Consider the following 25,905-nt stretch of genomic DNA (forward strand, 5'->3'; position numbering starts at 1 on the left):
TGCGCCCCCTGTAGGAGCTGTCGAGTGCAACGAGGCTGCGATCTTTTGATCTTCCGACAGACAACAAAAATCCCCCGGGACTGTAGAGTTCGGGGGATTTTTTTATGCCCGAAAAACCTAGCGCTGATGCACCTGATTCCCCGCCGCATACGTCTGCAGCACCGTCCGGTCATCCCCCAGCGTCATCAACACAAACAACGTTTCGGCGATGTTATTGGCCTGCTTCAAGCGATAGCTCAGCAGCGGCGTGGCGTTGTAGTCCAGGACCAGGAAGTCGGCGTCGGTGCCCGGTTGCAGGGTGCCGATCTTGTCTTCCAGGCGCAACGCGCGCGCGCCGCCCAGCGTCGCCAGGTACAGCGATTTGAACGGGCTCAGCCGCGCACCTTGCAGTTGCATGACTTTGTAGGCTTCGTTCAGGGTTTGCAGCAGCGAAAAACTGGTGCCGCCACCCACGTCCGTGCCCAAACCGACATTCAGTTTGTGCTTCTCGGCCATCGGCAGGTTGAACAGGCCGCTGCCGAGGAAGAAGTTGGAAGTCGGGCAGAAGGCGATGGCCGAGCCGGTCTGCGCCAGTCGCGCGCATTCGTCGTCACACAGGTGCACGCCGTGGGCAAATACCGAGCGTTCGCCGAGCAGTTTGTAGTGGTCGTAGACGTCGAGGTAACCCTTGCGCTCCGGGAACAGTTCCTTGACCCATTCAACTTCCTTGAGGTTTTCGCTGATGTGGGTCTGCATGTACAGGTCTGGGTATTCACTGAGCAGCTGACCGGCGAGGGTCAGTTGTTCCGGGGTGCTGGTCGGCGCGAAGCGCGGGGTGACCGCGTAATGCAGGCGGCCCTTGCCGTGCCAGCGCTCGATCAGCGCCTTGCTTTCCACGTAGCTCGATTCGGCGGTGTCGGTCAGGTAGTCCGGCGCGTTGCGGTCCATCATCACCTTGCCGGCGATCATCCGCAGGTCCAGCTGTTCGGCGGCTTCGAAAAACGAATTCACCGATTGCGGGTGCACGCTGCCAAACACCAGCGCGGTGGTGGTGCCGTTGCGCAGCAGTTCCTTGATGAAAATGTCCGCGACTTCATCGGCGTGCGCCTTGTCGGCGAACTGGCTTTCGCACGGGAAGGTGTAAGTGTTGAGCCAGTCGAGCAGTTGCTCGCCATAGGCACCGACCATGCCGGTTTGCGGCAGGTGAATGTGGGTGTCGATCAAGCCGGGGGTGATCAACGCGTCCTGATAATGAGTGATCTCGATATCGGCCGGCAGGCTCGGCAGCAATTCGCTGGCGTGACCGAGGGCGCTGATCTGGCCGTTTTCGACCACCAGCAGGCCGTCTTCGAAATACTCATAGGAGGCTTCGATGCCCACTTCGGCGGGGTCGGCGATGCTGTGCAGAATGGCGGCGCGGTAGGCTTTACGAGTGAAAGGCATGTGGTTTCTCAACGTGTGGCTTGGCTGCGGCGTGAAGCAGGCAGCAGTTTGGCAATTGATGATCCGGCGCTGGCAGTGTGCTGGCCGAAATCCGCGTTATAGGTGGCGATGATTTCGCCGGCGATGGAGATGGCGATTTCCACAGGCAACTTGCCTTTGACTTCGCCGATGCCCATCGGGCAGCGCATGCGTTGCAACACGCTGCTGTCAAAACCGCGCTCGCGCAGGCGATGCTCGAACTTCACCCGTTTGGTCTTCGAACCGATCAGGCCGAAGTAGGCGAAGTCGTTGCGCTTGAGGATCGCGGCGGTGAGTTCGAGGTCGAGCTGGTGGTTGTGGGTCATGACGATGCAGTAGCTGCCGGCGGGCAGGTCGTCGACTTCGTCCACCGGTTCTTCGCTGACAATCTTGCGAACGCCGTAAGGGATGTGTTCAGGGAATTCGTCTTCCCGGGAATCGATCCAGCGCACCCGGCAGGGCAGGCTGGCGAGCAGTGGCACCAAGGCGCGGCCGACATGGCCGGCGCCGAATACGGCGATCTGCGCCTGGACCTGACCCATGGGTTCGAACAGCAAAACGGTCACGCCGCCGCAGCACTGGCCAAGGCTGGCGCCGAGGCTGAAGCGCTCCAGATGGGTGTCCTGCTTGCCGCTGGCGAGCATCTCGCGGGCGATTTGCATGGCTTTGTATTCCAGGTGCCCGCCACCGATGGTGTCGAAGGTCTGGGTGGCGCTGATGACTATCTTCGAGCCGGCATTGCGCGGCGTCGAGCCGAGCTCTTCGATGATGGTCACCAACACACAGGGTTCACCCCGGGATTGCAGGTCGGCGAGGGCGTCGATCCAGTTGTACATATTCACCTCAACATCTCTGTTGTCTGTTCGGGCCTCATCGCTAGCAGGCTAGCTCCCACATTGTTTTGTGGTGTCCGCACATTTTGGATTCACTACGAATCCTGTGGGAGCTAGCCTGCTAGCGATTGGCCGCGCCTAGGTCTTAGAGCGAAGCCAACTCAACTTCAGTCTCGACAGCCTTCGCCGCCTTCAACTGCCGCATCTGCTCACAACCCCACAACACCCGCTCCGGCGTCGCCGGCGCGTCGATCTTCGGTTGATGCCTGTAGTCGCCCAAGCTCGCCACGGCGTCCTTGATCGCACACCACGAGGCGATGCCAAGCATGAACGGCGGCTCACCCACAGCCTTGGAATGGAACACCGTGTCTTCCGGGTTCTTGCGGTTTTCCACCAGCTTCACCCGCAGGTCCAGCGGCATGTCGGCCACCGCCGGGATCTTGTAGCTGGCCGGGCCGTTGGTCATCAATTTGCCCTTGGCATTCCAGACCAGCTCTTCCATGGTCAGCCAGCCCATGCCCTGAATGAAACCGCCCTCGACCTGACCGATGTCGATGGCCGGGTTCAGCGAGGCGCCGACGTCGTGGAGGATGTCGGTACGCAGCATCTTGTATTCGCCGGTCAGGGTGTCGACGATCACCTCGCAACAGGCCGCGCCGAAGGCGTAGTAGTAGAACGGCCGACCCCGCGCCTGGCTACGGTCGTAGAAGATTTTCGGGGTCTTGTAAAACCCGGTGCTCGACAGCGACACCTGAGCGAAATACGCCTGCTGGATCAGCGCTTCAAACGTCAGGATGTGATCGCGAATCCGCACGTGACCGTTGTGGAATTCGACGTCTTCTTCGCTGACCTTGTATTGCCGTGCAGCAAATTCGACCAGACGTTTCTTGATGATCTCGGCGGCGTTCTGTGCCGCTTTACCGTTCAGGTCGGCGCCGCTGGAAGCTGCGGTCGGCGAGGTGTTCGGCACCTTGTCGGTGTTGGTCGCAGTGATCTGCACGCGGTCCATTTCCACCTGGAACACCTCGGCCACAACTTGCGCGACTTTGGTGTTCAAACCCTGGCCCATTTCGGTGCCGCCATGGTTCAGGTGGATGCTGCCGTCGGTGTAGACGTGGATCAGCGCGCCGGCCTGGTTGAGGAAGCTGGCGGTGAAGGAAATACCAAATTTGACCGGGGTCAGCGCCAGGCCTTTTTTCAGGATCGGGCTGTTGGCGTTGTAGCGACGGATCGCTTCGCGGCGCTCAAGGTACTGGCTGCTTTCTTCCAGTTCGGCGGTCATTTCCTCGAGCATGTTGTGCTCGACGGTCTGGTAGTAATGGGTGACGTTGCGCTCGGTCTTGCCGTAGTAGTTGGCCTTGCGCACGGCCAGCGGGTCGAGGCCAAGATGACGGGCGATGGCGTCCATCACCTCTTCAATTGCGACCATGCCTTGCGGGCCGCCGAAACCACGATACGCCGTGTTCGACGCGGTGTTGGTCTTGCAGCGGTGACCGTTGATGGTCGCATCGCCCAGGTAGTACGAGTTGTCGGCGTGGAACATCGCACGGTCGACAATCGATGCCGACAGGTCGGGCGAGCAACCGCAGTTGCCGGCCAGTTCCAGGGCGATGCCGTGCAGGCGGCCGGTGCTGTCAAAGCCCACATCGTACTCGACGTAGAACGGGTGACGCTTGCCGGTCATCAGCATGTCTTCGACCCGCGGCAGACGCATTTTGGTCGGCTGCCCCGTCAGGTGCGCAATCACCGCGCACAGGCATGCCGGGCTCGCCGCCTGGGTTTCCTTGCCGCCGAAACCACCGCCCATGCGGCGCATGTCGACGACGATTTTGTTCATCGACACGTCGAGCACTTCGGCCACGAGTTTTTGCACTTCGGTGGGGTTCTGGGTCGAGCAGTAAACGATCATGCCGCCGTCTTCGGTCGGCATCACCGAAGAGATCTGGGTTTCGAGGTAGAAGTGTTCCTGGCCGCCGATGTGCAGCGTGCCCTGGATGCGATGTTCGGCGGTTGCCAAGGCGCCGGCCGAGTCGCCGCGCTGATGGGTGTGGCTGTCGAGCACGAAATGGCGTTTGCGCAGGGCTTCAACCACGTCCAGCACTGGCTCGAGATCTTCGTATTCGATGATCGCGGCCATCGCGGCTTTGCGTGCGGTTTCCAGGTCTTTGGCGGCGACGGCCACCACGGGCTGCCCGACGAATTGCACCGTATCGATGGCCAGCAATGGATCGCCCGGCAACAACGGGCCGATGTCTTTCAGGCCCGGTACGTCTTCGTGGGTGATGGCAATACGCACACCTTCAAAGGCGTAGCAGGGCTTGGTGTCGATGCTGATGATTTTCGCGTGGGCGCGGTCCGACAGGCGTGCGTAAACGTGCAGCTGGTTCGGAAACTCCAGGCGGTCGTCGATGTACTGCGCTTCACCGGACACGTGCTTGGCGGCGCTGTCGTGCTTGACGCTGCGACCGACGCCGGTGGTCAGGTCCTTGGCGAACAGTTCAGCCAGTTCGGCTTGGGTCTTCTCTACAGCGTGATGATTAGACATAAGCGGTCACCCGAGTCTCGATGTGCGGTGTTTGCAGTTCGATGAAGTATTTACGCAGCAGGTTCTGCGCGCTGAGCAGGCGGTATTCCTTGCTGGCGCGGAAGTCAGAGAGCGGCGTGAAATCTTCGGCCAGTGCTGCGCAGGCGCGTTCGACGGTGGCGTTGTTGAACGGCGAGCCGAGCAACACGGCTTCGCAGTTACTGGCGCGTTTCGGAATCGCGGCCATGCCGCCGAAGGCGACACGGGCGTCAGCGACCACGCCGTTGTCGATGCGCAGGTTGAACGCGGCGCAGACGGCGGAAATGTCATCGTCCAGACGTTTGGATACTTTGTAGGCGCGGAACAATTGTTCGGCGCTGGCACGCGGCACGATGATCTTTTCGATGAACTCGCTTTCCTGGCGCGCGGTGACCCGGTAATCGATGAAGTAGTCTTCCAGCGCCATCGTGCGGCGGGTTTCGCCTTTGCACAAAACGATCTGCGCGCCGAGGGCGATCAGCAGCGGTGGCGAATCACCGATGGGCGAGGCGTTGCCGATGTTGCCGCCGAGGGTGCCCTGGTTGCGGATCTGCAAGGACGCGAAGCGTTGCAGCAGTTCGCCGAAGTCCGGGTATTCGGCTTTCAAGGCGTCGTAGCAATCGGAGAGGGCGGTCGCGGCGCCGATTTCCAGGCGGTCGTCGAAACGCTCGATGCGCTTCATTTCGGCGACATTGCCCACGTAAATTATCACCGGCAGCGTGCGGTGGAACTGAGTGACTTCCAGCGCCAGATCCGTCCCGCCGGCCAGCAGGCGCGCCTGTGGATAAGCGTCGTAGAGGTCAGCCAGATCGGCCACGGTCAGCGGCACCAGGCAACGCTTGTCGCCGCTGTTGAGTTCGCCGATGTCGGTGGGGGCGATGGCCTTCAGGCGCGCGATGGTCTCGGCTTCACGGGCATCGAACTGGTCTGGCTGTTTGGCGCAGCAGGATTGCTCGGCGGCTTGCAGGATCGGCCTATAGCCGGTGCAGCGGCAGAGGTTGCCGGCCAGTGCTTCGTGTGCCTTGTGCGAGTCGGGTTGATCGCTGTTCTTTTGCAGCGCGAACAGCGACATCACGAAGCCCGGGGTGCAGAAGCCGCATTGCGAGCCGTGACACTCGACCATGGCTTTCTGCACGCTGTGCAGCTCGCCCTGGTGCTTGAGGTCTTCGACGCTGATCAATTGTTTGCCGTGCAATGACGACACGAACGTCAGGCACGAGTTGAGGCTGCGATAGCGAATGTGTTCGCGCCCATCGTCATCCGTTTGCAGCTCGCCGACCACCACGGTGCAGGCACCACAGTCACCGCTGGCGCAGCCTTCTTTGGTGCCGGGCTTGCCCACATGGTCGCGCAGATAATTGAGCACGGTCAGGTTTGGGTCCAGGGCGTGCTCGCTACGGAGTTCCTGGTTAAGTAAAAACTGGATCACGGAAGGCCTCGCAGACTCATTATTGTTGTTAACCGACTTGAACCGAATTTATCAGGTCTGACTTTGCGGTCAATGATTTTCTGACTTAAAGGTCAGGAAATAGCATTTTGTCGATCAACGACTCGTTCCTTCATTATTGACCCTCGCGGGATAGCTTGCCTTTTGCGTGATTCGTGCCAAAAACCGCTGAGTGGGCACTCCGCCATGACCCTTCATGTGCGCTACACTGCGCCGCTTGTACAGATCGAAGAATTTGAAGGACACCCATGACGTTCAAGGCGCCGGACAGCCTCGCCGAGCAAATCGCCCACCACCTCGCCGAACGCATCATTCGCGGCGAAATGAAGCCGGGAGAGCGCATCCAGGAACAGAAGGTCACGCAGGCCCTCAATGTCAGCCGCGGATCAGTCCGTGAGGCTTTGCTGATCCTCGAACGCCGCCACTTGATCGCGATCCTGCCGCGACGGGGCGCACATGTCACCGAGCTCACGGCCCACAAGGTCCAAAGCCTGTGCACGCTGATGAGCGAACTTTACATTCTGCTCGGCAATGCCGTGGCCAGCGGCTGGAAAGTCCAGGCCGACATGGCGCCGTTCGTCCAGATCCAGCAGCGCCTGGCCGCCAGCTATGAGCGACAGGACATCCGCACCTTCGTTGACGACAGCTTCAACGTGATGCGTGCTGCGTATCCGTTTGCCAACAACCCTTATTTGCAGGAAACCGTCGAGAATCTGCAGCCGGCCATGAGCCGCGCGTATTTTCTCGCCCTGGACCAGCGCAAAGCGTCGATGAGCGAATTTCTTGAGCTGTTCGAACGCCTGCTGGCGGCAGTGCTGGCCCGGGACTTTGCGCAGATTCGCGAAGTGCTGACGGCGTATGCCCAGCGCAGCTGCGATCTGGTGGTTTCCGCCCTGACGGACGCTTAAGCGTGCGGCTAAAGTGCATCAAGCTGGCGGGGTTCAAATCCTTCGTCGACCCGACCACGGTGAACTTCCCCAGCAACATGGCGGCCGTCGTCGGGCCCAATGGCTGCGGCAAGTCGAACATCATCGACGCCGTACGTTGGGTGATGGGCGAGAGCTCGGCCAAGAACTTGCGTGGCGAGTCGATGACCGACGTCATCTTCAATGGTTCGACCAGCCGAAAACCGGTGAGTCAGGCCAGCATCGAGCTGGTGTTCGATAACTCCGACGGCACGTTGCTCGGCGAATACGCCGCCTATGCGGAAATTTCCATTCGCCGCAAAGTGACCCGCGACAGTCAGACCACCTACTACCTCAACGGCACCAAATGCCGGCGTCGCGATATCACCGATATCTTCCTCGGCACCGGCCTGGGCCCGCGCAGCTATTCGATTATCGAGCAGGGGATGATCTCCAAGCTGATCGAGTCGAAGCCCGAAGACCTGCGCAACTTTATTGAAGAAGCCGCGGGCATCTCCAAATACAAGGAGCGTCGGCGCGAGACTGAAAACCGTATCCGTCGCACCCACGAAAACCTGGCCCGCCTGACCGACCTGCGTGAAGAACTTGAACGCCAGCTCGAACGCTTGCACCGCCAGGCCGAGGCCGCCAGGAAGTATCAGGAATACAAGGGCGAGGAGCGTCAGCTCAAGGCCCAGCTGTCGGCCCTGCGCTGGCAGGCATTGAACGAACAGGTCGGCCAGCGCGAAGCGATCATCGGTAATCAGGAAGTCACGTTCGAAGCGTTGGTCGCCGAGCAACGCAACGCCGATGCGGCCATCGAGCGCTTGCGCGACGGGCACCATGACCTGTCCGAGCGCTTCAATCTGGTGCAGGGGCGTTTCTATTCGGTCGGTGGCGATATCGCTCGGGTCGAACAGAGCATCCAGCACGGCCAGCAGCGTTTGCGGCAGTTGCAGGACGATCTCAAAGAAGCCGAGCGCGCGCGTCTGGAAACCGAATCCCACTTGGGCCATGACCGCACCTTGCTGCTGACCCTCGGCGAAGAGCTGGACATGCTCACCCCCGAGCAGGAAGTCACCAGCGCCGCCGCCGAAGAAGCCGCCGCCGCGCTGGAAGAATCCGAAACCACCATGCACGCCTGGCAGGAGCAGTGGGATACGTTCAACCTCACCGCCGCCGAACCGCGTCGCCAGTCTGAAGTGCAGCAATCACGCATCCAGCAGCTGGAAACCAGCATGGAGCGTTTGGCCGACCGGCAGAAGCGCCTTGGCGAAGAGCGTGCGTTGCTCTCGGCGGACCCGGAAGACGCGGCGATCATGGAGCTCAGCGAGCAGTTGGCCGCGTCCGAGGCCACGCTGGAAGATTTGCAGGCCAGCGAAGAAGCGCAGGTCGAACGTCTTGAGCAACTGCGGCAGGAATTGCAGCTTGCCCTGCAAAACCAGCAACAGGCCCAGGGCGATTTGCAACGCCTCAACGGTCGTCTCGCATCGCTTGAAGCGTTGCAGCAAGCGGCACTCGATCCGGGCACCGGCACCGCTGAATGGCTGCGCGATCAGCACTTGGCCGACCGTCCGCGCCTGGCCGAGGGCCTGAAAGTCGAAGCGGGTTGGGAGCTGGCGGTGGAAACCGTGCTGGGCGCCGACCTGCAAGCGGTGCTGGTGGACGATTTCGGCGACTTCGATCTGGCCGGTTTTGCCCAAGGCGATTTGCGCTTGCTCAGCCCGGCCAGTGATGGCGTGCGGGTGCCGGGCAGCCTGCTCGATAAAGTTGAAGCATCTGTTGATCTGTCGCCCTGGTTGGGCCAGGTCAAACCGGTCGACACCCTTGAGCAGGCCTTGGCCTTGCGCGGTCAATTGGCCGCCGGTGAGAGCCTGATCAGCCGCGATGGCTACTGGGTCGGCCGGCACTTTTTACGCGTGCGCCGGGCCAGTGAAGCGGAAAGCGGCGTGCTCGCCCGTGGCCAGGAAATCCAGCGTCTGACCCAAGAGCGCGAAGAGCGCGAAGCCACGGTCGAGACCCTCGAAACGAAATTGCAAAACCTGCGGGCGCAACAACGTCAGCAGGAAAACGGTCGTGAGCATTTGCGTCGTCTGCTGCAAGACGAAGCGCGTCAGCAGGGCGAGCTGAAGGCTCAGTTATCCGCCGGCAAAGCCAAGGCCGAACAACTGACCTTGCGCCGCACACGGTTGGACGAAGAGCTCACCGAACTGGCCGAGCAGCGCGCGCTGGAACACGAAAACATCGGTGAAGCGCGCCTGCAATTGCAGGAAGCCCTCGATGCCATGGCGCTGGACACCGAGCAACGCGAGTTGCTGCTGGCCCAGCGCGACAGCCTGCGCGAGCGACTTGATCGCGTGCGTCAGGAAGCCCGGCAGCACAAGGATCACGCTCATCAATTGGCTGTGCGTCTGGGCTCGCTCAAGGCGCAACACGACTCCACGCGCCAGGCGTTGGAGCGACTGGAAATGCAGTCCGAGCGCCTGACCGAAAAGCGCGAACAACTGAGTCTCAATCTGGAGGAGGGCGAGGCACCACTGGAAGAGTTGCGCTTGAAACTCGAAGAGTTGCTCGACAAGCGCATGACCGTTGACGAAGAACTCAAGACCGCGCAAATCGCGCTGGAAGACGCCGACCGCGAGCTGCGCGACGCCGAGAAACGCCGTCACCAGGCCGAACAGCAGTCGCAGTTGATTCGGGGGCAGATGGAAACCCAGCGCATGGAATGGCAAGCCCTGACCGTGCGCCGCAAGACCCTCGAAGATCAATTGCTGGAAGACGGCTACGACCTTCACGGTGTACTCGCCACGCTGACGACCGAGGCCAACGAGACGGACGCCGAGGAAGAACTTGAACGCATTGCCGCACGCATTCAGCGCCTCGGTGCGATCAACCTGGCGGCCATCGACGAATACACGCAACAATCCGAGCGCAAACGTTATCTGGACGCGCAGAACGACGATCTGGTGGAAGCACTGGACACCCTCGAGAACGTGATCCGCAAGATCGACAAGGAAACCCGCAACCGCTTCAAAGATACCTTTGATCAGATCAATGGCGGTTTACAGGCTCTTTTCCCGAAAGTTTTCGGTGGAGGACGCGCGTATTTGGAACTGACGGGCGAAGATCTACTCGATACAGGGGTAACGATCATGGCGCAGCCGCCAGGAAAGAAGAACAGCACCATCCATTTGCTCTCCGGTGGCGAAAAAGCCCTGACGGCATTGGCCCTGGTGTTTGCCATCTTCAAGTTGAATCCGGCGCCGTTCTGCATGCTTGATGAAGTTGACGCACCACTGGACGACGCTAACGTGGGACGCTACGCACGGTTGGTTAAAGAGATGTCGGAAACGGTGCAATTCATCTACATCACCCACAACAAGATCGCCATGGAAATGGCCGATCAACTGATGGGGGTGACGATGCACGAACCGGGTTGCTCGCGTCTGGTGGCAGTGGATGTCGAAGAGGCAATGGCGATGGTGGACGCCTAGCGGCGCAGTTAGAAGCCAAAAGCCTCAAGCTTCAAGAGGAGTGACTTGAGGCTTGAAGCTTGCGACTTTTAGCTTGAGCTGCGCATGCCATGCGTCTGTGCGGGTTGTTGAATGAAGATGGCAAATCGACACAATTTGCGCAGCGATTTTGACAGACGGTGTAAAGTTACCTTTGGTCGTGCTAGTTTAATGTCAATTTTTCGTATACGTGGGCAAAACGCCTGTCAGAACATAGAGTTGGCGCCACGTTTTAAAGCGGTTTACGAGTTGTAAACCCCTTATTTTTCAGCATTTTTTATAGAGGCACGGGATTAAATGGAAATCGGTCTGCGCGAGTGGCTGATCGTCATCGGCATTATTGTCATTGCCGGTATTCTTTTCGATGGCTGGCGTCGCATGCGCGGCGGCAAGGGAAAACTGAAATTCCGTCTTGACCGAAGTTTGTCCAACCTGCCGGACGAGGACACCAGCGCCGAGCTGTTGGGCCCGCCTCGTGTGCTGGATACGCATAAAGAACCGCAGCTGGACGAGCATGATCTGCCGTCGGTAAGCATGCCGGCCCGGGAACCCCGCGAATCGGGTTCCAAGCGCGGCAAGCGTGGCCATGGCGAGCCGTCGCAGGGTGACATGAACCTCAGCCTGGACCTCGATGGCGGCCCGAGCTTCAGCAGCCGTGACGATGACTTCCCGGATGACAGCAAATCCGCGCCTTCGGTCAGCGACAAGGAACAACCGCAAGCCGAAGAAGTGCTGGTGATCAGCGTCATCTGCCGTGATGCGGCAGGCTTCAAGGGCCCGGCGTTGTTGCAGAACATTCTGGAAAGCGGTCTGCGTTTCGGCGAAATGGATATTTTCCACCGCCACGAAAGCATGGCCGGCAATGGCGAAGTCCTGTTCTCCATGGCCAATGCGGTCAAGCCGGGCGTGTTCGATCTGGACGACATCGACCATTTCAGCACGCCTGCGGTGAGCTTTTTCCTCGGTCTGCCAGGTCCGCGTCATCCGAAACAGGCTTTCGACGTGATGGTTGCCGCTGCACGCAAGCTGTCCCAGGAGCTGAACGGTGAACTCAAGGACGATCAGCGCAGCGTGCTGACCGCCCAGACCATCGAACACTACCGTCAGCGTATCGTTGAATTCGAACGCCGCGCTCTGACCCAGAAACGATAAAGGCAAAAGATCGCAGCCTCGTTTCACTCGACAGCTCCTACAGGATGAACGCATTCCAATGTAGGAGCTGTCGAGTGAAACGAGGCTGCGATCTCTTGATCTTGATGAGATGAGATTGAGCAGCCACGGCTGCTCTTTTGCTTTATGAGAGAACACCCATGACCGCCGCCAAAACCCGCATTCTAGAGCTGCGTGCCGAGCTTGATCAGCACAACTATCGCTATCACGTGCTGGATGAGCCGAGTATTCCGGACGCCGAATACGATCGGTTGTTCCACGAACTCAAGGCCCTTGAAGCGGCACATCCCGAACTGATCACCAGCGACTCGCCGACCCAGCGTGTGGGCAGCGCGGCGCTGTCGGCGTTCACGCAAGTGCGTCACGAAGTGCCGATGCTCAGCCTCGGCAACGCCTTTGAAGAAACCGACATGCGCGAATTCGATCGCCGCGTGACGGAAGGCCTGGATCTGCCGGCCGGCGACTTGTTTGGTGGTGGCGCGGCGGTGGAATACAGCTGCGAACCGAAGCTCGATGGCTTGGCGGTCAGCCTGTTGTATCAGGACGGTGTGCTGGTTCGCGGCGCCACGCGCGGCGATGGCACTACCGGCGAAGACATCAGCGTCAATGTGCGCACCGTGCGCAATATTCCCCTCAAGCTGCAAGGCACCGGCTGGCCCGCGACCCTCGAAGTGCGCGGCGAAGTGTTCATGTCCAAGGCCGGTTTCGAACGCCTGAATGCCACGCAACTGGAGGTCGGCGGCAAGACCTTCGCCAACCCGCGCAACGCCGCGGCGGGCAGCTTGCGGCAGCTGGATTCGAAGATCACCGCCAATCGTCCTCTGGAGTTCTGCTGCTACGGCATCGGCCAGATTTCGGCGGACATTGCCGACACGCACATTGGTAATCTCAAACAGCTTCAGGCATGGGGCCTGCCGATCAGTCGTGAGTTGAAACTGGCCCACGGTATCGATGAATGCCTGGATTACTACCGCGACATCGGCGAGCGCCGTAACGGGCTGGCGTATGAAATCGACGGCGTGGTGTTCAAGGTCAACAGCATCGCCTCCCAGCGTGAACTGGGTTTCCGTGCTCGCGAACCGCGCTGGGCCATCGCGCACAAATTCCCGGCGATGGAAGAGCTTACCGAGCTGCTCGATGTGGAGTTCCAGGTTGGCCGCACCGGTGCCGTGACGCCGGTGGCGCGCTTGAAGCCGGTGAAAGTGGCCGGTGTCACCGTGGCCAATGCAACGTTGCACAACATGGATGAAGTGGCGCGTCTGGGCTTGATGATCGGCGACACCGTGATCATCCGCCGTGCGGGCGACGTGATCCCGCAAGTGGTGCAAGTAGTCATGGAACGTCGCCCGGAAACCGCGCGGCCGGTACAGATTCCGCAAGAATGTCCGGTCTGCGGCTCGCACGTCGAGCGCACGCAACTGGTCAAGCGCAGCAAGGGTCGCGAGACCGTCAGCGAAGGCGCGGTCTATCGCTGCGTCGGTCGACTGGCCTGTGGAGCACAACTCAAGCAGGCGATCATTCACTTCGTGTCGCGCCGTGCGATGGACATCGAAGGCCTGGGCGAGAAGAGCGTCGAGCAGTTGGTCGATGAAGGCCTGGTGAATTCGCCGGCCGATCTGTATGCCCTGACGTTTGAGCAGATTGTCGACCTGGAAGGCTTTGCCGAGCTGTCGAGCAAGAACCTGCTCAGCGCTATCGAAGACAGCAAGCGCCCGAGCCTTGCACGGTTTATCTACGCCCTCGGGATTCCCGATGTCGGCGAAGAGACGGCCAAGGTGCTGGCGCGCTCTCTCGGTTCGCTGGAGCGGGTTCAGCAGGCATTGCCGCAGGTGCTCACGTATTTGCCGGATGTCGGCCTGGAAGTGGCGCACGAGATTCACAGTTTCTTTGAAGACGCGCATAACCGCCAGGTGATTGCCGATCTGCTCAAGCATGGCCTGCAGATTCAGGATCAGGGTGAGCTGGGCGCCGAGTTTGCCGCGAGCACTACGCTGGGCGGCTTCCTCGACAAGTTGAACATTCCTTCGGTCGGACCGGGTGGGGCGCAGAAGTTGGCCGACAGGTTTGGTTCGCTCGAAGGTGTTTTCAACGCGGATTGGCTGGACATGCGTCAGGCGTTGCCCGAGAAGCAGGCGAATTCGGTTCGCGAGTTTTTTGCGGTGGCGCAAAATCGTCAGCTCGCTGAAGCCGCTGAAAAACAGCTGCGCGAGTTCGGCATGCACTGGCAGAGCGAGAAAAAAGTTGTCGAAGGACTGCCGCTGGCCGGGCAGACCTGGGTGCTGACCGGTTCGCTGGAGTTGATGAGTCGCGACATCGCCAAGGACAAGCTCGAGAGCCTGGGTGCCAAAGTGGCCGGTTCGGTATCGGCCAAGACCCATTGCGTGGTGGCCGGGCCGGGGGCTGGCTCCAAGCTGGCCAAGGCCAATGAGCTGGGGTTGAAGGTTCTGGATGAAGAGGCGTTTGTCGCGTTTCTGAAGACGCACGGCATCAACGTTTAAGCTCGCCAAGATCGCAGCCTCGTTTCACTCGACAGCTCCTACATTGGAATGCGTGCTCTTTGTAGGAGCTGTCGAGTGAAACGAGGCTGCGATCTTTTGATTTTCCCAACGCAAAACATCGGAACGATCATGGCGCGTGAATGATCTAGTCTTGGCAAGCCCCAGGGAGAGATCGTCATGTACCGCTTCTTCGAACAGCTCAGTACACGCATTGCCGCGCCTTTCATCGGCGAAAGTTCGCGTAACAGCAAAATCTGGCACTGCCGCTGCGGCCAGTCGCTGTTCTTTCGCAACAGTCAGTGCCTGGCCTGTTCGGCAGCGTTGGGTTATCAGCCGGAGCAGAGTCGTTTGTCCTCGCTGCAACCAGGCTTGCAAGCCGATACATGGTTGCTCGATGCCGATCCCGAGGTGGGAGTGTTCCGTCGCTGTGCCAACCTCGATTCCCCGGCAGCGTGCAACTGGCTGCTGCCGGCCAATGATCACGATGCGTTGTGCATCGCCTGTAGCCTGAATCGGACCATCCCTGATCTGTCGATTGCCGAAAACCATGAGCGCTGGCGCAAGGTGGAAACCGCCAAGCGTCGTCTGGTCGCGCAGTTGATCAGTCTTGGTTTGCAGGTAATCCCCAAAACCCTCGACGAAGACACCGGCCTGGCGTTCGATTTCATCGGTGTCGATCTTGAAGGCAACGCGCCGACCACCGGTCACGCCAACGGCCTGATCACTCTCGATATCAAGGAAGCCGACGACGCTCACCGTGAGCAGGTCCGCGTGCAAATGCACGAGCCCTATCGCACGCTGCTGGGGCATTTTCGGCATGAGGTCGGGCATTATTACTGGGACCGGCTGATCGCCAACAGCCACTGGCTGGAACCGTTCCGCGGCTTGTTCGGCGATGAGCGGGCGAGCTACGCCGAGGCCCTCGAAAGGCATTATCAGCAAGGTGCGCCGCTCGACTGGCAGCAACATGCCGTCAGCGCCTACGCCACCATGCATCCGTGGGAAGACTGGGCCGAAACCTGGGCTCACTACCTGCACATGATGGACGCGGTGGATACGGCGCTGGGGTTTGGCATGAGCGCGCGGGAAATGGACTTCGATTACCAGCCGTTTCCGTCCAGCGTCCTCTACGATCCACAGCATCCCGGCGGCGCGGCGTTCCTGTCGTTCGTCAACGCGTGGATCGAACTGGCTGGCATGCTCAACGAGCTGTCGCGCAGCATGGGGCAGCCGGATTTCTATCCATTTGTCCTGCCGCCAGCGGTGATTGCCAAGCTGCACTTCATTCACCTGGTGATCCAGGAAGAGGGCGGCAGGGTGGATGAGGTGTTGCAGGATCTGTAGCTGTACGCGGCTTCAATCAGAGATGTTGCGCAGGTATTGCATGTCCTTGAAGCAGCACAGATTTTTTAATCCGCTCGAACGGTTGTAAGTTCTTCTCAGACAGGTACAATGGCGCGGCTCGCCGTCAGGTGAGCGTCGTTATGGTGACCCCATCGGTCCCCCCGCAACGATTACCCGTGAACCTGGTCAGATCCGGAAGGAAGCAGCCACAGCGGGAACATTGTGTGCCGGGGTGTGGCTGGTGGGGTTGCCTCCATAACGCACCGCGAGCCTTCTCTCGCGTTATCTTTTAAAAAAATACTTCTTTGCTGCCACGGACCTTGTTCGGTGCGGTTTTTCGTCGTTTCCGATTTTCCATATGAGCACACAAAGGAGGCCAGCCTGTCATATCAGACACGGCAGCCTCCTTTTTCATGAGCGGCACTTTTTTGCCGCTAAGGCTTGGACAAGGCCTGGTCAACCGCTGCGATCAGCTTTCCCAGATCCTTGGGGGTTGCTTTGTGTATGACGCCGAACAAATACGCCCGCTGTTCATCTTCATCGCCTGAATCGGCAAAAAAGACTTTGAGCTTTACGTCCAGCGCATCAGCAAGCCGGAACAAGGCTTCAACGCTGGGGGTGTAGGTTCCGGTTTCAAAGCGGCTGATGGTTTTGGGGTCAAAACCGGTTTTTTCGCCGAGTTCAGCCTGAGTAAGCCCCGCGCCCTTGCGGTAACGTCGGATGGCCGGACCCAAACTTGAAATGTGCATCGCTCAATTCCCATTTAGAATCAAGAACTTAACGATAGATTTTTGCATTAGACAACTGCATGATCCATCACCTTGCTTTGCAAAATGTGATGCATTTCGTAGAATCGCCGCCATTAAGCGGCATTTGGTGACCTGTTTCCAGAAAATCGGCAATGTGAAACGGCCGGTATTGCGCTTCCTTGTCAGCTTTGCATGAGGTCTTTGAGCCTGGCTGATCAAGGTTCTGCGGGCCATCAAGTGCTGATCATGGAGTTATAACGTGTCTGCGCAGTCCCACCGCTAGTGACAGCGAGCCTGATTCATGGATGAGAAATACCGCAGGGCCGTGGATGCCGCCGCCATATTTTCCGAGACGGACCTGAGCGGCCGGATCACCTACGTCAACGATCAGTTTTGCGCCGTATCCGGCTATAGCCGTGAAGAATTGATCGGTCAGAATCACCGCCTTCTCAACTCCGGTCTGCACGGCACCGACTTCTTCGCGACTATGTGGCGCACCATCGCGCTGGGCAATGTCTGGAAGGGCGAGATCTGCAATCGGGCAAAGGACGGCAGCCTGTACTGGGTCGACAGTACCATGGTGCCGGTACTCGACGATGCCACGGGGCGCATTGAGCGATACCTGTCGATTCGTTTCGACGTCAGCGAAAAACGTCAGTTGCTGCATACCCTGCAATGGCGGGTCGGGCACGACGTGCTGACCGGACTGCCCAATCGCGCGTTTCTTTCGGACCTGCTGGACCAGGCGCTGGAGTTTTCCCGACAGGAAAACATCCCGTTGGCCGTGTGCATGCTCGACCTCGATGGGTTCAAGGCAGTCAACGACGGCTACGGTCACGCCAGTGGCGATCAATTGCTGGTGGAAGTGGCCAAGCGTCTGCGCCAGATTGTGCGTGGCGAAGATGTGGTGGCGCGGTTGGCCGGTGACGAGTTCGTGTTGGTGCTGCGCTACGTGCGTGATCTGCCGGAGTTGCGTGCGGCGCTGAACCGGGTGCTGGGGGCGATCTCGGCGCCGTACACGCTGCATGGCAAGGACATCAATGTGTACGCCAGCATCGGCGTTACGCTATTCCCACTCGATAACGAAGATGCCGAGACTTTGTTGCGTCACGCCGATCAGGCCATGTACGTGGCCAAGCAGCGCGGTCGCAACCGTTTTCATCTGTTCGATGTGTCCAGGGATCTGGAGGTCAAGGCCACTCACCAGACAGTCGAGCAGGTGCGCCAGGCGCTGGCCGCCGATGAGCTGTGCCTGCATTTTCAACCCAAGGTCAATATGCGTCTGGGTGTGGTGGTAGGGTTCGAGGCGTTGTTGCGCTGGCAGCATCCCCAGCACGGCATGGTGCCGGCCCGGGATTTTTTGCCGTTGGTGGAAGAGACGGACCTGATCATCGACATCGGCGAATGGGTGATGGATCAGGTGCTGTCGCAGCTCCACCGATGGCAGCAGGCGGGGCAGTGCTGGCCGATCAGCATCAATATCGCGGCGCGGCATTTTCAGCGTGCGGACTTTGTCGATCGGCTCCGGCACGTACTCGCCCGGCATGCTGACGTAGCTCCGCAGATGCTGGACCTGGAAATCGTCGAGTCGGTTGCGATCGAGAACATCCAGCATGTCAGCGCCTGTTTGCAGGCCTGCCAGGCACTCGGTGTGCAGTTTTCACTGGGTGATTTTGGCACTGGATATTCGTCGCTGAGCTACCTCAAGCGCTTGCGCACCCAAACCATCAAGATCGATAAATCGTTTGTGCGCGACATTCTTGAGGATCGCGACGACCTGGCCCTGACCACGGCGGTGATCGGTCTGGCACGGGCGTTTGGCCGGCAGGTGATTGCTGAAGGGCTGCAAAGTATTGAGCACGGTGAGCTGCTGCTGCGGCTGGGGTGTGACGTTGCACAAGGCTATTTCATTGCCCGGCCAATGCCACCCGCCGATGTGCCGGATTGGGTCGCGAAGTTCGTTGCGCCCGCGCGATGGCAAGTGCTGAATCAGGCGGTCTGAAGCGTTGTCACTGAAGCTGAGCCCCGCATGGGGTTCAGTGTCGTTCAGAGGCATTGCTCAAGGCGCGCCGAGCTAGCCGCCTATATAAAGCCGGATGATGTCATCAATCTCCCCCGACATTTTCATCCGCAGCAATGTGCGCAGGATCCGCTGCACCGGCACCTTGGGGTCGTTGCGCACATAACAGCCGACACGCTGCTCCTGCAGCACCGCCACGCGTTTGAGTTGCTGCTCGGGCAACAACCGCTGATTGAACCAGTCCAGCGTCCATTGATTGCTCACGGCATAGCGATAGCGTCCGGCGTGGAGTTTTTCCAGCACTTGTTCCTGATTGCGCGCGTCCTCGCGCTGCAATTGGTCTGCGTCGAACAGCGGTTGCAGGGTCGGGTAGCTGTAGCCAAGCACCGTGCCGATGGATTGCCGCGGCAGATTCGCCGCGATTACGGCGCTCGGTGGGGTCTGCCGGGTGATCAGCACGTCGGGCTGAGTCCAGAGCGGAATGCTCCAGATATAATCGCCGGACTGACTGGGCTGCCAGGACTGCGCGGCATAGCAGCGGACATCGACTTCGCCGTGTTCCATGGCGTTTTGCACACGTGTCCGGGGCAGGACATGAAATTCGGCCGGGACGCCGACCTGGGTCGCGAGGCTGAGCATCATGTCATACAGAATGCCCTGGGTCGGACGACCGTGGTCCAGCTGGACCATCGGCATTGCCCAGCTGTCGGGTATTACAAAACGCAACGGCGCCTCGGCGGCGGCTACGTTCAGACTTATCCACAGCAGTGCCCCCAAGGCAAAACGCATAAACGCTCCGGTACGACGAAAACCTGAGAGGATAAAAGCCCCCAAAGTGCATCTTAGCCAGATTAGACGAGCGCGCCGGATGCAATTTTGGCCTTGCTCCGCTAGCATTAGCCGCTTGTGTTCCTTCGTGGCGACGGTTTTCGATGAGTTATCAGGTTCTTGCACGTAAATGGCGTCCGCGCTCGTTCCGCGAAATGGTCGGCCAGACCCATGTGCTCAAGGCTCTGATCAATGCCTTGGACAGCCAGCGGCTGCATCACGCCTACCTGTTTACCGGTACGCGCGGGGTCGGCAAGACCACCATCGCGCGCATCATTGCCAAATGCCTGAACTGTGAAACAGGTATCACTTCGACACCCTGCGGCGAGTGCTCGGTGTGCCGCGAAATCGATGAAGGCCGCTTCGTCGACCTGATCGAGATCGACGCCGCGAGCCGGACCAAGGTCGAGGACACCCGCGAGCTGCTCGACAATGTGCAATACGCGCCGAGCCGTGGGCGCTTCAAGGTCTACCTGATCGACGAAGTGCACATGCTCTCCAGCCATTCCTTCAATGCGCTGTTGAAAACACTTGAAGAGCCGCCGCCCTACGTCAAGTTCATCCTGGCGACGACCGACCCGCAGAAACTTCCTGCAACCATTCTTTCGCGGTGTTTGCAGTTCTCCCTGAAAAACATGACCCCGGAACGCGTGGTCGAGCATTTGACCCATGTGTTGAGTGCCGAGAACGTGCCGTTCGAGGATGACGCGCTCTGGCTGCTGGGGCGCGCCGCCGACGGTTCGATGCGCGACGCCATGAGCCTGACCGACCAGGCCATCGCCTTCGGTGAAGGCAAGGTCATGGCCGCTGACGTGCGGGCGATGCTGGGCACCCTCGATCACGGTCAGGTCTACGATGTTCTGCATTCGTTGATCGAAGGCGACGCCAAGGCGTTGCTAGAAGCCGTCCGGCACCTGGCCGAACAAGGCCCGGACTGGAACGGTGTGCTCTCGGAAATTCTCAACGTGCTGCACCGCGTTGCCATCGCCCAGGCCTTGCCTGAAGGTGTCGACAACGGCCACGGCGACCGCGATCGGGTGCTGGCACTCGCTCAGGCACTGCCGGCCGAAGACGTGCAGTTCTATTACCAAATGGGCCTGATCGGCCGCCGCGACCTGCCGCTGGCGCCAGACCCGCGTGGTGGCTTCGAAATGGTCCTGCTGCGCATGCTCGCGTTCAGACCGGCAGACACCGCGGATGCGCCGAGGCAACCGCTAAAGCCAGTGGGGATCAGCCAAGCCACAGTTGATTCCGCAAATTCAGTGGCTGCCGCGCCTGTTGTTGCGCCGGTAGTCCCTGCGGCAGTTGCACCGGTCTCGCCTGCGCCCGTTGCTGCGGTTGTTGCTCCAGTCCCAGCCCCGGTGCCTGAACCCGAGCCTGTTGCACCCGTGGTCGTGCCTGAACCCGTCGTTGAGCCCGTAGCGGTTGTCGACCTGCCGTGGAACGATCCGGTAGAGCCTGAAGTCGTCCAGCAACCGGCCGTCGAGCCGGTTCTGGAAACGGCCGGCGAGCAACCTGATTTGCCGCCGATGCCGTTGCCGACGCCTGACAGCGTGGTGCCGGACGCGCCGGAATGGGCCGCTGCGCCGATACCGGAGCCGTCGGTAGCCGAAGTCGATGCCGCCACGCCGGGCATTGATCTGGACGACGAGCCGCCGCTGGACGAGGATTACATCGAGCCAGACCTGGATTCGGCCTACAGTTACCTTGATGAGCTGGCCAGCGAACACTCCGCTGAACCGGCGCCAGAGCCTGAGCCCGAACCCGCGGCCATGCCGGCCACCGGTCTGGCCCTGCAATGGCTGGAGCTGTTCCCGAAATTGCCGATCTCCGGCATGACGGGCAGCATCGCCGCCAACTGCACGTTGATTTCAGTCGAGGGCGACCACTGGCTGATGCACCTGGATCCGGCCCACAGCGCCTTGTTCAACGCGACCCAGCAACGCCGACTCAACGACGCGTTGAATCAGTTTCACGGGCGCACGCTGACCCTGACCATGGAGCTGATCAAGCCCGAGCAGGAGACGCCGGCCCAGGCCGCGTCCCGTCGCCGTGCGAACCGTCAGCGCGAGGCGGAGGAATCGATCCACGGTGATCCGTTCATCCAGCAAATGATGCAGCAGTTCGGTGCGGTGGTCCGCAACGATACTATTGAACCTGTCGAAGCCCTGGTCAGTCAGGGCTAATAACTGAAGGCGTTCGGCCTCAAGGGCCGGGCGCTGTTTTAATCCAAGTACTTTTGAGGTGATTCCCATGATGAAAGGTGGCATGGCCGGCCTGATGAAGCAGGCGCAGCAGATGCAGGAAAAAATGGCCAAGATGCAGGAAGAACTGGCCAACGCTGAAGTCACCGGTAAAGCCGGCGGCGACATGGTCACCGTGGTGATGACCGGTCGTCACGACGTCAAGCGCGTGACCATCGACCCAAGCCTGGTCGAAGGCCTGAGCGAAGACGACAAGGAGATGCTGGAGGCCGTGTTCGCCGCCGCCGTCAACGACGCCGTGCGCAAGATCGAAGCCAACAGCCAGGACAAAATGGGCAGCATGACCGCAGGCATGCAACTGCCGCCGGGCATGAAACTGCCATTCTGATTCGCCAAGGCGCGTCGGATGAGCTACAAAAAAATGCCAGGCATCGCGCCTGGCATTTTTGTTTCTGGCTGTTGAAGATGTAGTGCACATAAGGGCGCTTTCGCGAGCAGGCTCGCTCCCACAGGTGAGCGCGTTCCAATGTGGGAGCGAGCCTGCTCGCGATGAAGTCGCCTCGGTGCAACTGACGAAACATCGAACCCGCCACCGCCACAACGGTCTGCTCCCTATACCATCGAATTCAACATTCAAGGAGACGCTGCCATGTCTGACCCACTGACCCTCAACCAACGCATCGTCCTGGCGTCCCGGCCAGTAGGCGCACCGACGCCGGAAAATTTCCGCCTGGAGCGCGAAGCGCTGCCGGACCTGGCCGACGGTCAGGTCTTGCTCAAGACTCTGTACTTGTCGCTGGATCCCTACATGCGCGGTCGTATGAGTGACGCACCGTCCTACGCCGCTCCGGTACAAATCGGCGAAGTGATGACCGGTGGGGCTGTCAGCCGCGTCGAGCGCTCGCTGAATCCGAAATTTCAGGAAGGTGACTTGGTGGTCGGCTCCACTGGCTGGCAGAGCCACAGCATCAGCGACGGTCGCAACATCATTCCCGTGCCCTCCGGGCTGCCGAGCCCGTCGATGGCCCTGGGGGTGTTGGGCATGCCGGGCATGACGGCGTATATGGGCCTGATGGACATCGGTCAGCCGAAAGCCGGTGAAACCCTAGTGGTTGCGGCAGCGTCGGGTGCAGTAGGCTCGGTGGTCGGCCAGGTGGCCAAGATCAAAGGGCTGCGTGTGGTTGGCGTGGCGGGTGGCGCGGACAAGTGCCGTTATGTGGTCGAGGAATTGGGCTTTGACGCCTGCATCGACCACAAGAGCCCGAACTTCGCCGAAGAACTGGCCCAGGCGTGCCCCGAAGGCATCGATATTTATTACGAAAACGTGGGCGGCAAAGTATTCGATGCAGTAGTGCCGCTGCTCAATGCCAAGGCCCGGATTCCGCTTTGTGGCCTTATCGCTTCCTACAACGCCCACGAAGCACCGACCGGACCGGACCGCATGCCGCAATTGCAACGAACGATTTTGACCAAACGCGTGCGTATTCAAGGCTTCATCGTGTTCGACGACTACGGCGATCGTCAGCCGGAATTCGTCAGTGCGATGGCACCGTGGGTGCGTGATGGCAAGGTGAAATTCCGCGAAGACGTGGTCGATGGCCTCGAGCAGGCACCGCAAGCGTTCATCGGACTGCTGGAGGGACGCAACTTCGGCAAACTAGTGGTGCGGGTCGCGCAAGACTGAGTATTTGACGCTAAAGAGAGGCGCGGGTATAAACCGCGTCTCGTTGTTATGTCGGACGTTTCCCCATGAGCTTCAGCCCTTTGATTCGCCAACTGATCGACGCCCTGCGAATTTTGCCGGGTGTGGGTCAGAAAACCGCCCAGCGCATGGCGCTGCAACTGCTTGAGCGTGATCGCAGCGGTGGTTCGCGATTGGCCCAGGCCTTGAGCCAGGCCATGGAAGGGGTGGGCCATTGCCGACTGTGCCGCACGCTGACCGAAGATGACCTCTGCCCGCAATGCGCAGACAACCGTCGCGACGACACCTTGCTGTGCGTGGTGGAAGGACCGATGGATGTCTACGCGGTGGAGCAGACCGGTTTCCGTGGTCGCTACTTTGTGCTCAAGGGCCATCTGTCGCCACTTGATGGTCTGGGACCTGAGGCCATCGGTATTCCGCAACTGCTGACGCGCATCGAAGAAGCGGGCACGTTCACCGAAGTCATCCTCGCCACCAACCCGACCGTGGAAGGTGAGGCGACGGCGCATTACATCGCGCAGTTGCTGAGCAACAAAGGTTTGATTGCCTCGCGCATCGCCCATGGCGTGCCGTTGGGCGGCGAGCTGGAGTTGGTGGATGGCGGGACGTTGGCGCATTCGTTTGCCGGGCGCAAGCCGATTGCTCTTTAGTGTTCAGCTGACGCTATCGCGAGCAAGCTCGTTCCCACACTGGATTTACAGTGCATGCGAAATCCCTGTGGGAGCGGGCTTGCCCGCGATGCGGACAACTCGGTCTACCTGATTCACACAATCCTCTTGAAAACCAAGCAAGCGCTCGGTTAACTTCGCTGAACCTTCAGTGGAGCTTGCCGATGCCTGCCTTTGAGGAATACTTCGACCCCAGCCACCAATTGGTCCGCGACAGCGTCAGACGTTTCGTCGAGCGCGAGATCCTTCCGGACATCGACCAGTGGGAAGAAGCTGAAAGCTTTCCCCGCGAGCTCTACCTCAAGGCCGGTGCGGCAGGCATTTTGGGGATCGGGTACCCCGAATCCCTGGGCGGCAGTCACGAAGGCGACCTGTTCGCCAAGATCGCGGCCAGTGAAGAGTTGATGCGTTGTGGCTCTGGTGGTCTGGTGGCGGGCCTCGGTTCACTGGACATCGGCTTGCCACCCATCCTCAAGTGGGCCAGACCCGAAGTCCGCGACCGCGTGGTGCCTCGGGTTCTGTCCGGTGAGAAAATCAGCGCCCTGGCAGTCACCGAACCCAGCGGCGGCTCCGACGTCGCCAACCTGCAAACCCGTGCCGTGCGTGATGGCGATTTCTATCGGGTCAGCGGCAGCAAAACCTTTATCACCAGCGGTGTCCGCGCCGATTTCTACACGGTTGCGGTGCGTACGGGTGAGCCGGGTTTCGGTGGCATCAGCCTGCTGCTGATCGAAAAGGGCACGCCCGGTTTCACGGTCGGTCGCCATTTGAAGAAGATGGGGTGGTGGGCATCGGACACCGCCGAACTGTTCTTCAATGATTGCCGGGTGCCGGCGGGCCATCTGATCGGTGCCGAGAACATGGGGTTCGCCTGCATCATGGGCAACTTCCAGAGCGAACGCCTGGCACTGGCGCTCATGGCCAACATGACCGCGCAGTTGGCCCTGGAAGAAAGCCTGAAATGGGCGCGTCAGCGCGAAGCGTTTGGTAAGCCAATCGGCAAGTTCCAGGTGCTTAAACACCGCCTCGCGGAAATGGCCACGGCATTGGAGGTGTCGCGGGAGTTCACTTATCGTCAGGCGGCGAAAATGGCGGCGGGGCAGAGCGTGATCAAGGAGATTTCGATGGCCAAGAACTTTGCGACCGACACGGCTGACCGGATTACCACGGATGCGGTGCAGATCCTCGGGGGCCTGGGTTATATGCGCGAGAGCCTGGTAGAGCGGCTGTACCGGGATAACCGGATTTTGTCGATTGGCGGCGGGACGAGGGAAGTGATGAACGAGATCATCAGCAAGCAGATGGGGCTCTAATCCTTGGTGTGGCGGCTGACGCTATCGCGGGCAAGCCCACTCCCACAGGATTATCGTCAGACACACATCTTGTGTACGGCGTAAATCACTGTGGGAGCGGGCTTGCCCGCGAAGGCGTTAGTGATAACGCAGCCTTACTTCTCGCTCAACGCAAACTGCGTCAGGCAGAACGTCGGTATCCCCATCTCTTGCAGCCGCTTCGACCCACCCAGCTCCGGCAAATCGATAATCGCCGCCGCTTCATGAACCCGTGCGCCCATGCGTCGAATCAGGTTCGTCGCGGCGATCAGCGTGCCACCGGTGGCGATCAGGTCATCGAACATCACCACCGAATCACCTTCACACAAGCTGTCGGCATGCACTTCGAGGAACGCTTCGCCGTATTCGGTGGCATAACCTTCAGCCAGCACGTCGGCCGGCAGTTTGCCCTGCTTGCGAAACAGCACCAGCGGCTTGTTCAGTTGATAGGCCAGCACCGAACCGATCAAAAATCCGCGAGCATCCATCGCGCCGATATGCGTGAAGTCCGCCTCGACATAACGGTGGGCGAAGCTGTCCATCACCACGCGCAGGGCCGTAGGGGACTGGAACAAAGGTGTGATGTCGCGAAAGATCACCCCCGGCTTCGGGAAGTCGATCACCGGGCGGATGAGGGATTTGATGTCGAAGGCGTCGAAGGCCATAGTCGAAGAATCCTGGCAGGCTGCAA

Annotated in this window: 18 protein-coding genes and 1 other RNA gene; 12 read left to right on the top strand and 7 right to left on the bottom strand. The window is 60.0% G+C overall.

The genetic code is table 11. From position 1 onward, the window contains the following. Nucleotides 1-117: 117 nt before the first annotated feature. The 4 genes from guaD to xdhA all read right to left on the bottom strand — a co-directional run bounded on the left by guaD (nucleotide 118) and on the right by xdhA (nucleotide 6,265). Nucleotides 118-1,422, bottom strand: a complete 1,305-nt coding sequence (gene guaD / locus BLQ41_RS14990; protein WP_090182017.1) for a guanine deaminase — start codon at nucleotides 1,420-1,422, stop codon at nucleotides 118-120. 8 nt (nucleotides 1,423-1,430) lie between these two features. Further along, nucleotides 1,431-2,276, bottom strand: coding sequence for a xanthine dehydrogenase accessory protein XdhC (gene xdhC, locus BLQ41_RS14995; RefSeq protein ID WP_090182019.1), 846 nt, complete (start codon nucleotides 2,274-2,276; stop codon nucleotides 1,431-1,433). 142 nt (nucleotides 2,277-2,418) lie between these two features. After that, the gene (gene xdhB, locus BLQ41_RS15000; RefSeq protein WP_090182020.1) at nucleotides 2,419-4,818 is read right to left on the bottom strand and encodes a xanthine dehydrogenase molybdopterin binding subunit; all 2,400 of its coding nucleotides are present in this window, start codon (nucleotides 4,816-4,818) and stop codon (nucleotides 2,419-2,421) included. Further along, nucleotides 4,811-6,265 carry a xanthine dehydrogenase small subunit gene (gene xdhA, locus BLQ41_RS15005; protein ID WP_090182022.1) on the bottom strand — a complete coding sequence of 485 codons (1,455 nt, stop codon included), beginning with the start codon at nucleotides 6,263-6,265 and terminating at the stop codon, nucleotides 4,811-4,813. Before xdhA ends, xdhB begins: the two co-directional genes overlap by 8 nt. A gap of 266 nt (nucleotides 6,266-6,531) precedes the next feature. On the opposite strand from xdhA, the gene BLQ41_RS15010 reads away from it, so the two are divergent. The 6 genes from BLQ41_RS15010 (at nucleotide 6,532) to ffs (ending at nucleotide 15,959) form a co-directional block, all read left to right on the top strand. Continuing rightward, on the top strand, nucleotides 6,532-7,191 hold the full coding sequence (locus BLQ41_RS15010; RefSeq protein WP_090182024.1) for a GntR family transcriptional regulator: 660 nt from the start codon (nucleotides 6,532-6,534) through the stop codon (nucleotides 7,189-7,191). 2 nt (nucleotides 7,192-7,193) lie between these two features. After that, nucleotides 7,194-10,682 carry a chromosome segregation protein SMC gene (gene smc, locus BLQ41_RS15015; protein ID WP_090182025.1) on the top strand — a complete coding sequence of 1,163 codons (3,489 nt, stop codon included), beginning with the start codon at nucleotides 7,194-7,196 and terminating at the stop codon, nucleotides 10,680-10,682. Nucleotides 10,683-10,997: 315 nt separating this feature from the next. Continuing rightward, a complete protein-coding gene (zipA, locus tag BLQ41_RS15020; RefSeq protein ID WP_090182026.1) occupies nucleotides 10,998-11,852 on the top strand; it encodes a cell division protein ZipA in 855 nt (284 codons plus the stop codon). Nucleotides 11,853-12,010: 158 nt separating this feature from the next. Then, nucleotides 12,011-14,368, top strand: a complete 2,358-nt coding sequence (gene ligA, locus BLQ41_RS15025; protein WP_090182027.1) for an NAD-dependent DNA ligase LigA — start codon at nucleotides 12,011-12,013, stop codon at nucleotides 14,366-14,368. 177 nt (nucleotides 14,369-14,545) lie between these two features. Beyond that, the gene (locus BLQ41_RS15030) at nucleotides 14,546-15,712 is read left to right on the top strand and encodes a zinc-binding metallopeptidase family protein (protein WP_090182029.1); all 1,167 of its coding nucleotides are present in this window, start codon (nucleotides 14,546-14,548) and stop codon (nucleotides 15,710-15,712) included. Between the two features lie 150 nt (nucleotides 15,713-15,862). Beyond that, nucleotides 15,863-15,959, top strand: an RNA gene (ffs, locus tag BLQ41_RS15035) — signal recognition particle sRNA small type. A 187-nt stretch (nucleotides 15,960-16,146) separates the two neighbouring features. On the opposite strand, the gene BLQ41_RS15040 is transcribed toward ffs, so the two are convergent. After that, a complete protein-coding gene (locus tag BLQ41_RS15040) occupies nucleotides 16,147-16,461 on the bottom strand; it encodes a helix-turn-helix domain-containing protein (protein ID WP_090182031.1) in 315 nt (104 codons plus the stop codon). 301 nt (nucleotides 16,462-16,762) lie between these two features. Between BLQ41_RS15040 and BLQ41_RS15045 the strand changes: the two genes are divergently transcribed. Continuing rightward, nucleotides 16,763-18,463: a putative bifunctional diguanylate cyclase/phosphodiesterase gene (locus BLQ41_RS15045; protein ID WP_090182033.1), complete on the top strand. Its 1,701-nt coding sequence runs from the start codon at nucleotides 16,763-16,765 to the stop codon at nucleotides 18,461-18,463. Nucleotides 18,464-18,535: 72 nt separating this feature from the next. Here BLQ41_RS15045 and BLQ41_RS15050 read toward each other — a convergent pair whose 3' ends face one another. Then, nucleotides 18,536-19,270: a substrate-binding periplasmic protein gene (locus tag BLQ41_RS15050; RefSeq protein ID WP_090182035.1), complete on the bottom strand. Its 735-nt coding sequence runs from the start codon at nucleotides 19,268-19,270 to the stop codon at nucleotides 18,536-18,538. 143 nt (nucleotides 19,271-19,413) lie between these two features. Here BLQ41_RS15050 and dnaX point away from each other — a divergent pair, with 143 nt between their 5' ends. The 5 genes from dnaX (at nucleotide 19,414) to BLQ41_RS15075 (ending at nucleotide 25,196) form a co-directional block, all read left to right on the top strand. After that, the gene (gene dnaX / locus BLQ41_RS15055) at nucleotides 19,414-21,495 is read left to right on the top strand and encodes a DNA polymerase III subunit gamma/tau (protein WP_090182036.1); all 2,082 of its coding nucleotides are present in this window, start codon (nucleotides 19,414-19,416) and stop codon (nucleotides 21,493-21,495) included. 67 nt (nucleotides 21,496-21,562) lie between these two features. Beyond that, nucleotides 21,563-21,901 (top strand): YbaB/EbfC family nucleoid-associated protein, encoded by a 339-nt coding sequence (locus BLQ41_RS15060; RefSeq protein WP_007933349.1) that lies wholly within the window; start codon nucleotides 21,563-21,565, stop codon nucleotides 21,899-21,901. A 261-nt stretch (nucleotides 21,902-22,162) separates the two neighbouring features. After that, entirely contained in the window at nucleotides 22,163-23,197 is a 1,035-nt protein-coding gene (locus BLQ41_RS15065) for an NADP-dependent oxidoreductase (RefSeq protein WP_090182038.1), read from the top strand. A gap of 65 nt (nucleotides 23,198-23,262) precedes the next feature. Continuing rightward, nucleotides 23,263-23,865 (top strand): recombination mediator RecR, encoded by a 603-nt coding sequence (recR, locus tag BLQ41_RS15070; RefSeq protein WP_090182040.1) that lies wholly within the window; start codon nucleotides 23,263-23,265, stop codon nucleotides 23,863-23,865. 182 nt (nucleotides 23,866-24,047) lie between these two features. Next, complete coding sequence (locus BLQ41_RS15075) at nucleotides 24,048-25,196, top strand: acyl-CoA dehydrogenase family protein (protein ID WP_090182041.1); 1,149 nt, start codon at nucleotides 24,048-24,050, stop codon at nucleotides 25,194-25,196. 134 nt (nucleotides 25,197-25,330) lie between these two features. Here the strand turns inward: BLQ41_RS15075 and BLQ41_RS15080 are convergent, their stop codons facing one another. Further along, complete coding sequence (locus BLQ41_RS15080; protein WP_090182043.1) at nucleotides 25,331-25,879, bottom strand: adenine phosphoribosyltransferase; 549 nt, start codon at nucleotides 25,877-25,879, stop codon at nucleotides 25,331-25,333. Nucleotides 25,880-25,905: the final 26 nt, after the last annotated feature.

The sequence above is a fragment of the Pseudomonas arsenicoxydans genome, from assembly GCF_900103875.1.
In the GTDB taxonomy this organism is placed as follows: Bacteria; Pseudomonadota; Gammaproteobacteria; order Pseudomonadales; family Pseudomonadaceae; genus Aquipseudomonas; species Aquipseudomonas arsenicoxydans.

What these genes read in the sequence shown, in the direction of transcription:
- guaD (WP_090182017.1), bottom strand. Translation starts at nt 1,422, where the DNA reads ATGCCTTTCACTCGTAAAGCCTACCGCGCCGCCATTCTGCACAGCATC.
- xdhC (WP_090182019.1), bottom strand. Translation starts at nt 2,276, where the DNA reads ATGTACAACTGGATCGACGCCCTCGCCGACCTGCAATCCCGGGGTGAA.
- xdhB (WP_090182020.1), bottom strand. Translation starts at nt 4,818, where the DNA reads ATGTCTAATCATCACGCTGTAGAGAAGACCCAAGCCGAACTGGCTGAA.
- BLQ41_RS15010 (WP_090182024.1), top strand. Translation starts at nt 6,532, where the DNA reads ATGACGTTCAAGGCGCCGGACAGCCTCGCCGAGCAAATCGCCCACCAC.
- zipA (WP_090182026.1), top strand. Translation starts at nt 10,998, where the DNA reads ATGGAAATCGGTCTGCGCGAGTGGCTGATCGTCATCGGCATTATTGTC.
- ligA (WP_090182027.1), top strand. Translation starts at nt 12,011, where the DNA reads ATGACCGCCGCCAAAACCCGCATTCTAGAGCTGCGTGCCGAGCTTGAT.
- BLQ41_RS15030 (WP_090182029.1), top strand. Translation starts at nt 14,546, where the DNA reads ATGTACCGCTTCTTCGAACAGCTCAGTACACGCATTGCCGCGCCTTTC.
- BLQ41_RS15040 (WP_090182031.1), bottom strand. Translation starts at nt 16,461, where the DNA reads ATGCACATTTCAAGTTTGGGTCCGGCCATCCGACGTTACCGCAAGGGC.
- BLQ41_RS15045 (WP_090182033.1), top strand. Translation starts at nt 16,763, where the DNA reads ATGGATGAGAAATACCGCAGGGCCGTGGATGCCGCCGCCATATTTTCC.
- BLQ41_RS15050 (WP_090182035.1), bottom strand. Translation starts at nt 19,270, where the DNA reads ATGCGTTTTGCCTTGGGGGCACTGCTGTGGATAAGTCTGAACGTAGCC.
- dnaX (WP_090182036.1), top strand. Translation starts at nt 19,414, where the DNA reads ATGAGTTATCAGGTTCTTGCACGTAAATGGCGTCCGCGCTCGTTCCGC.
- BLQ41_RS15060 (WP_007933349.1), top strand. Translation starts at nt 21,563, where the DNA reads ATGATGAAAGGTGGCATGGCCGGCCTGATGAAGCAGGCGCAGCAGATG.
- BLQ41_RS15065 (WP_090182038.1), top strand. Translation starts at nt 22,163, where the DNA reads ATGTCTGACCCACTGACCCTCAACCAACGCATCGTCCTGGCGTCCCGG.
- recR (WP_090182040.1), top strand. Translation starts at nt 23,263, where the DNA reads ATGAGCTTCAGCCCTTTGATTCGCCAACTGATCGACGCCCTGCGAATT.
- BLQ41_RS15075 (WP_090182041.1), top strand. Translation starts at nt 24,048, where the DNA reads ATGCCTGCCTTTGAGGAATACTTCGACCCCAGCCACCAATTGGTCCGC.
- BLQ41_RS15080 (WP_090182043.1), bottom strand. Translation starts at nt 25,879, where the DNA reads ATGGCCTTCGACGCCTTCGACATCAAATCCCTCATCCGCCCGGTGATC.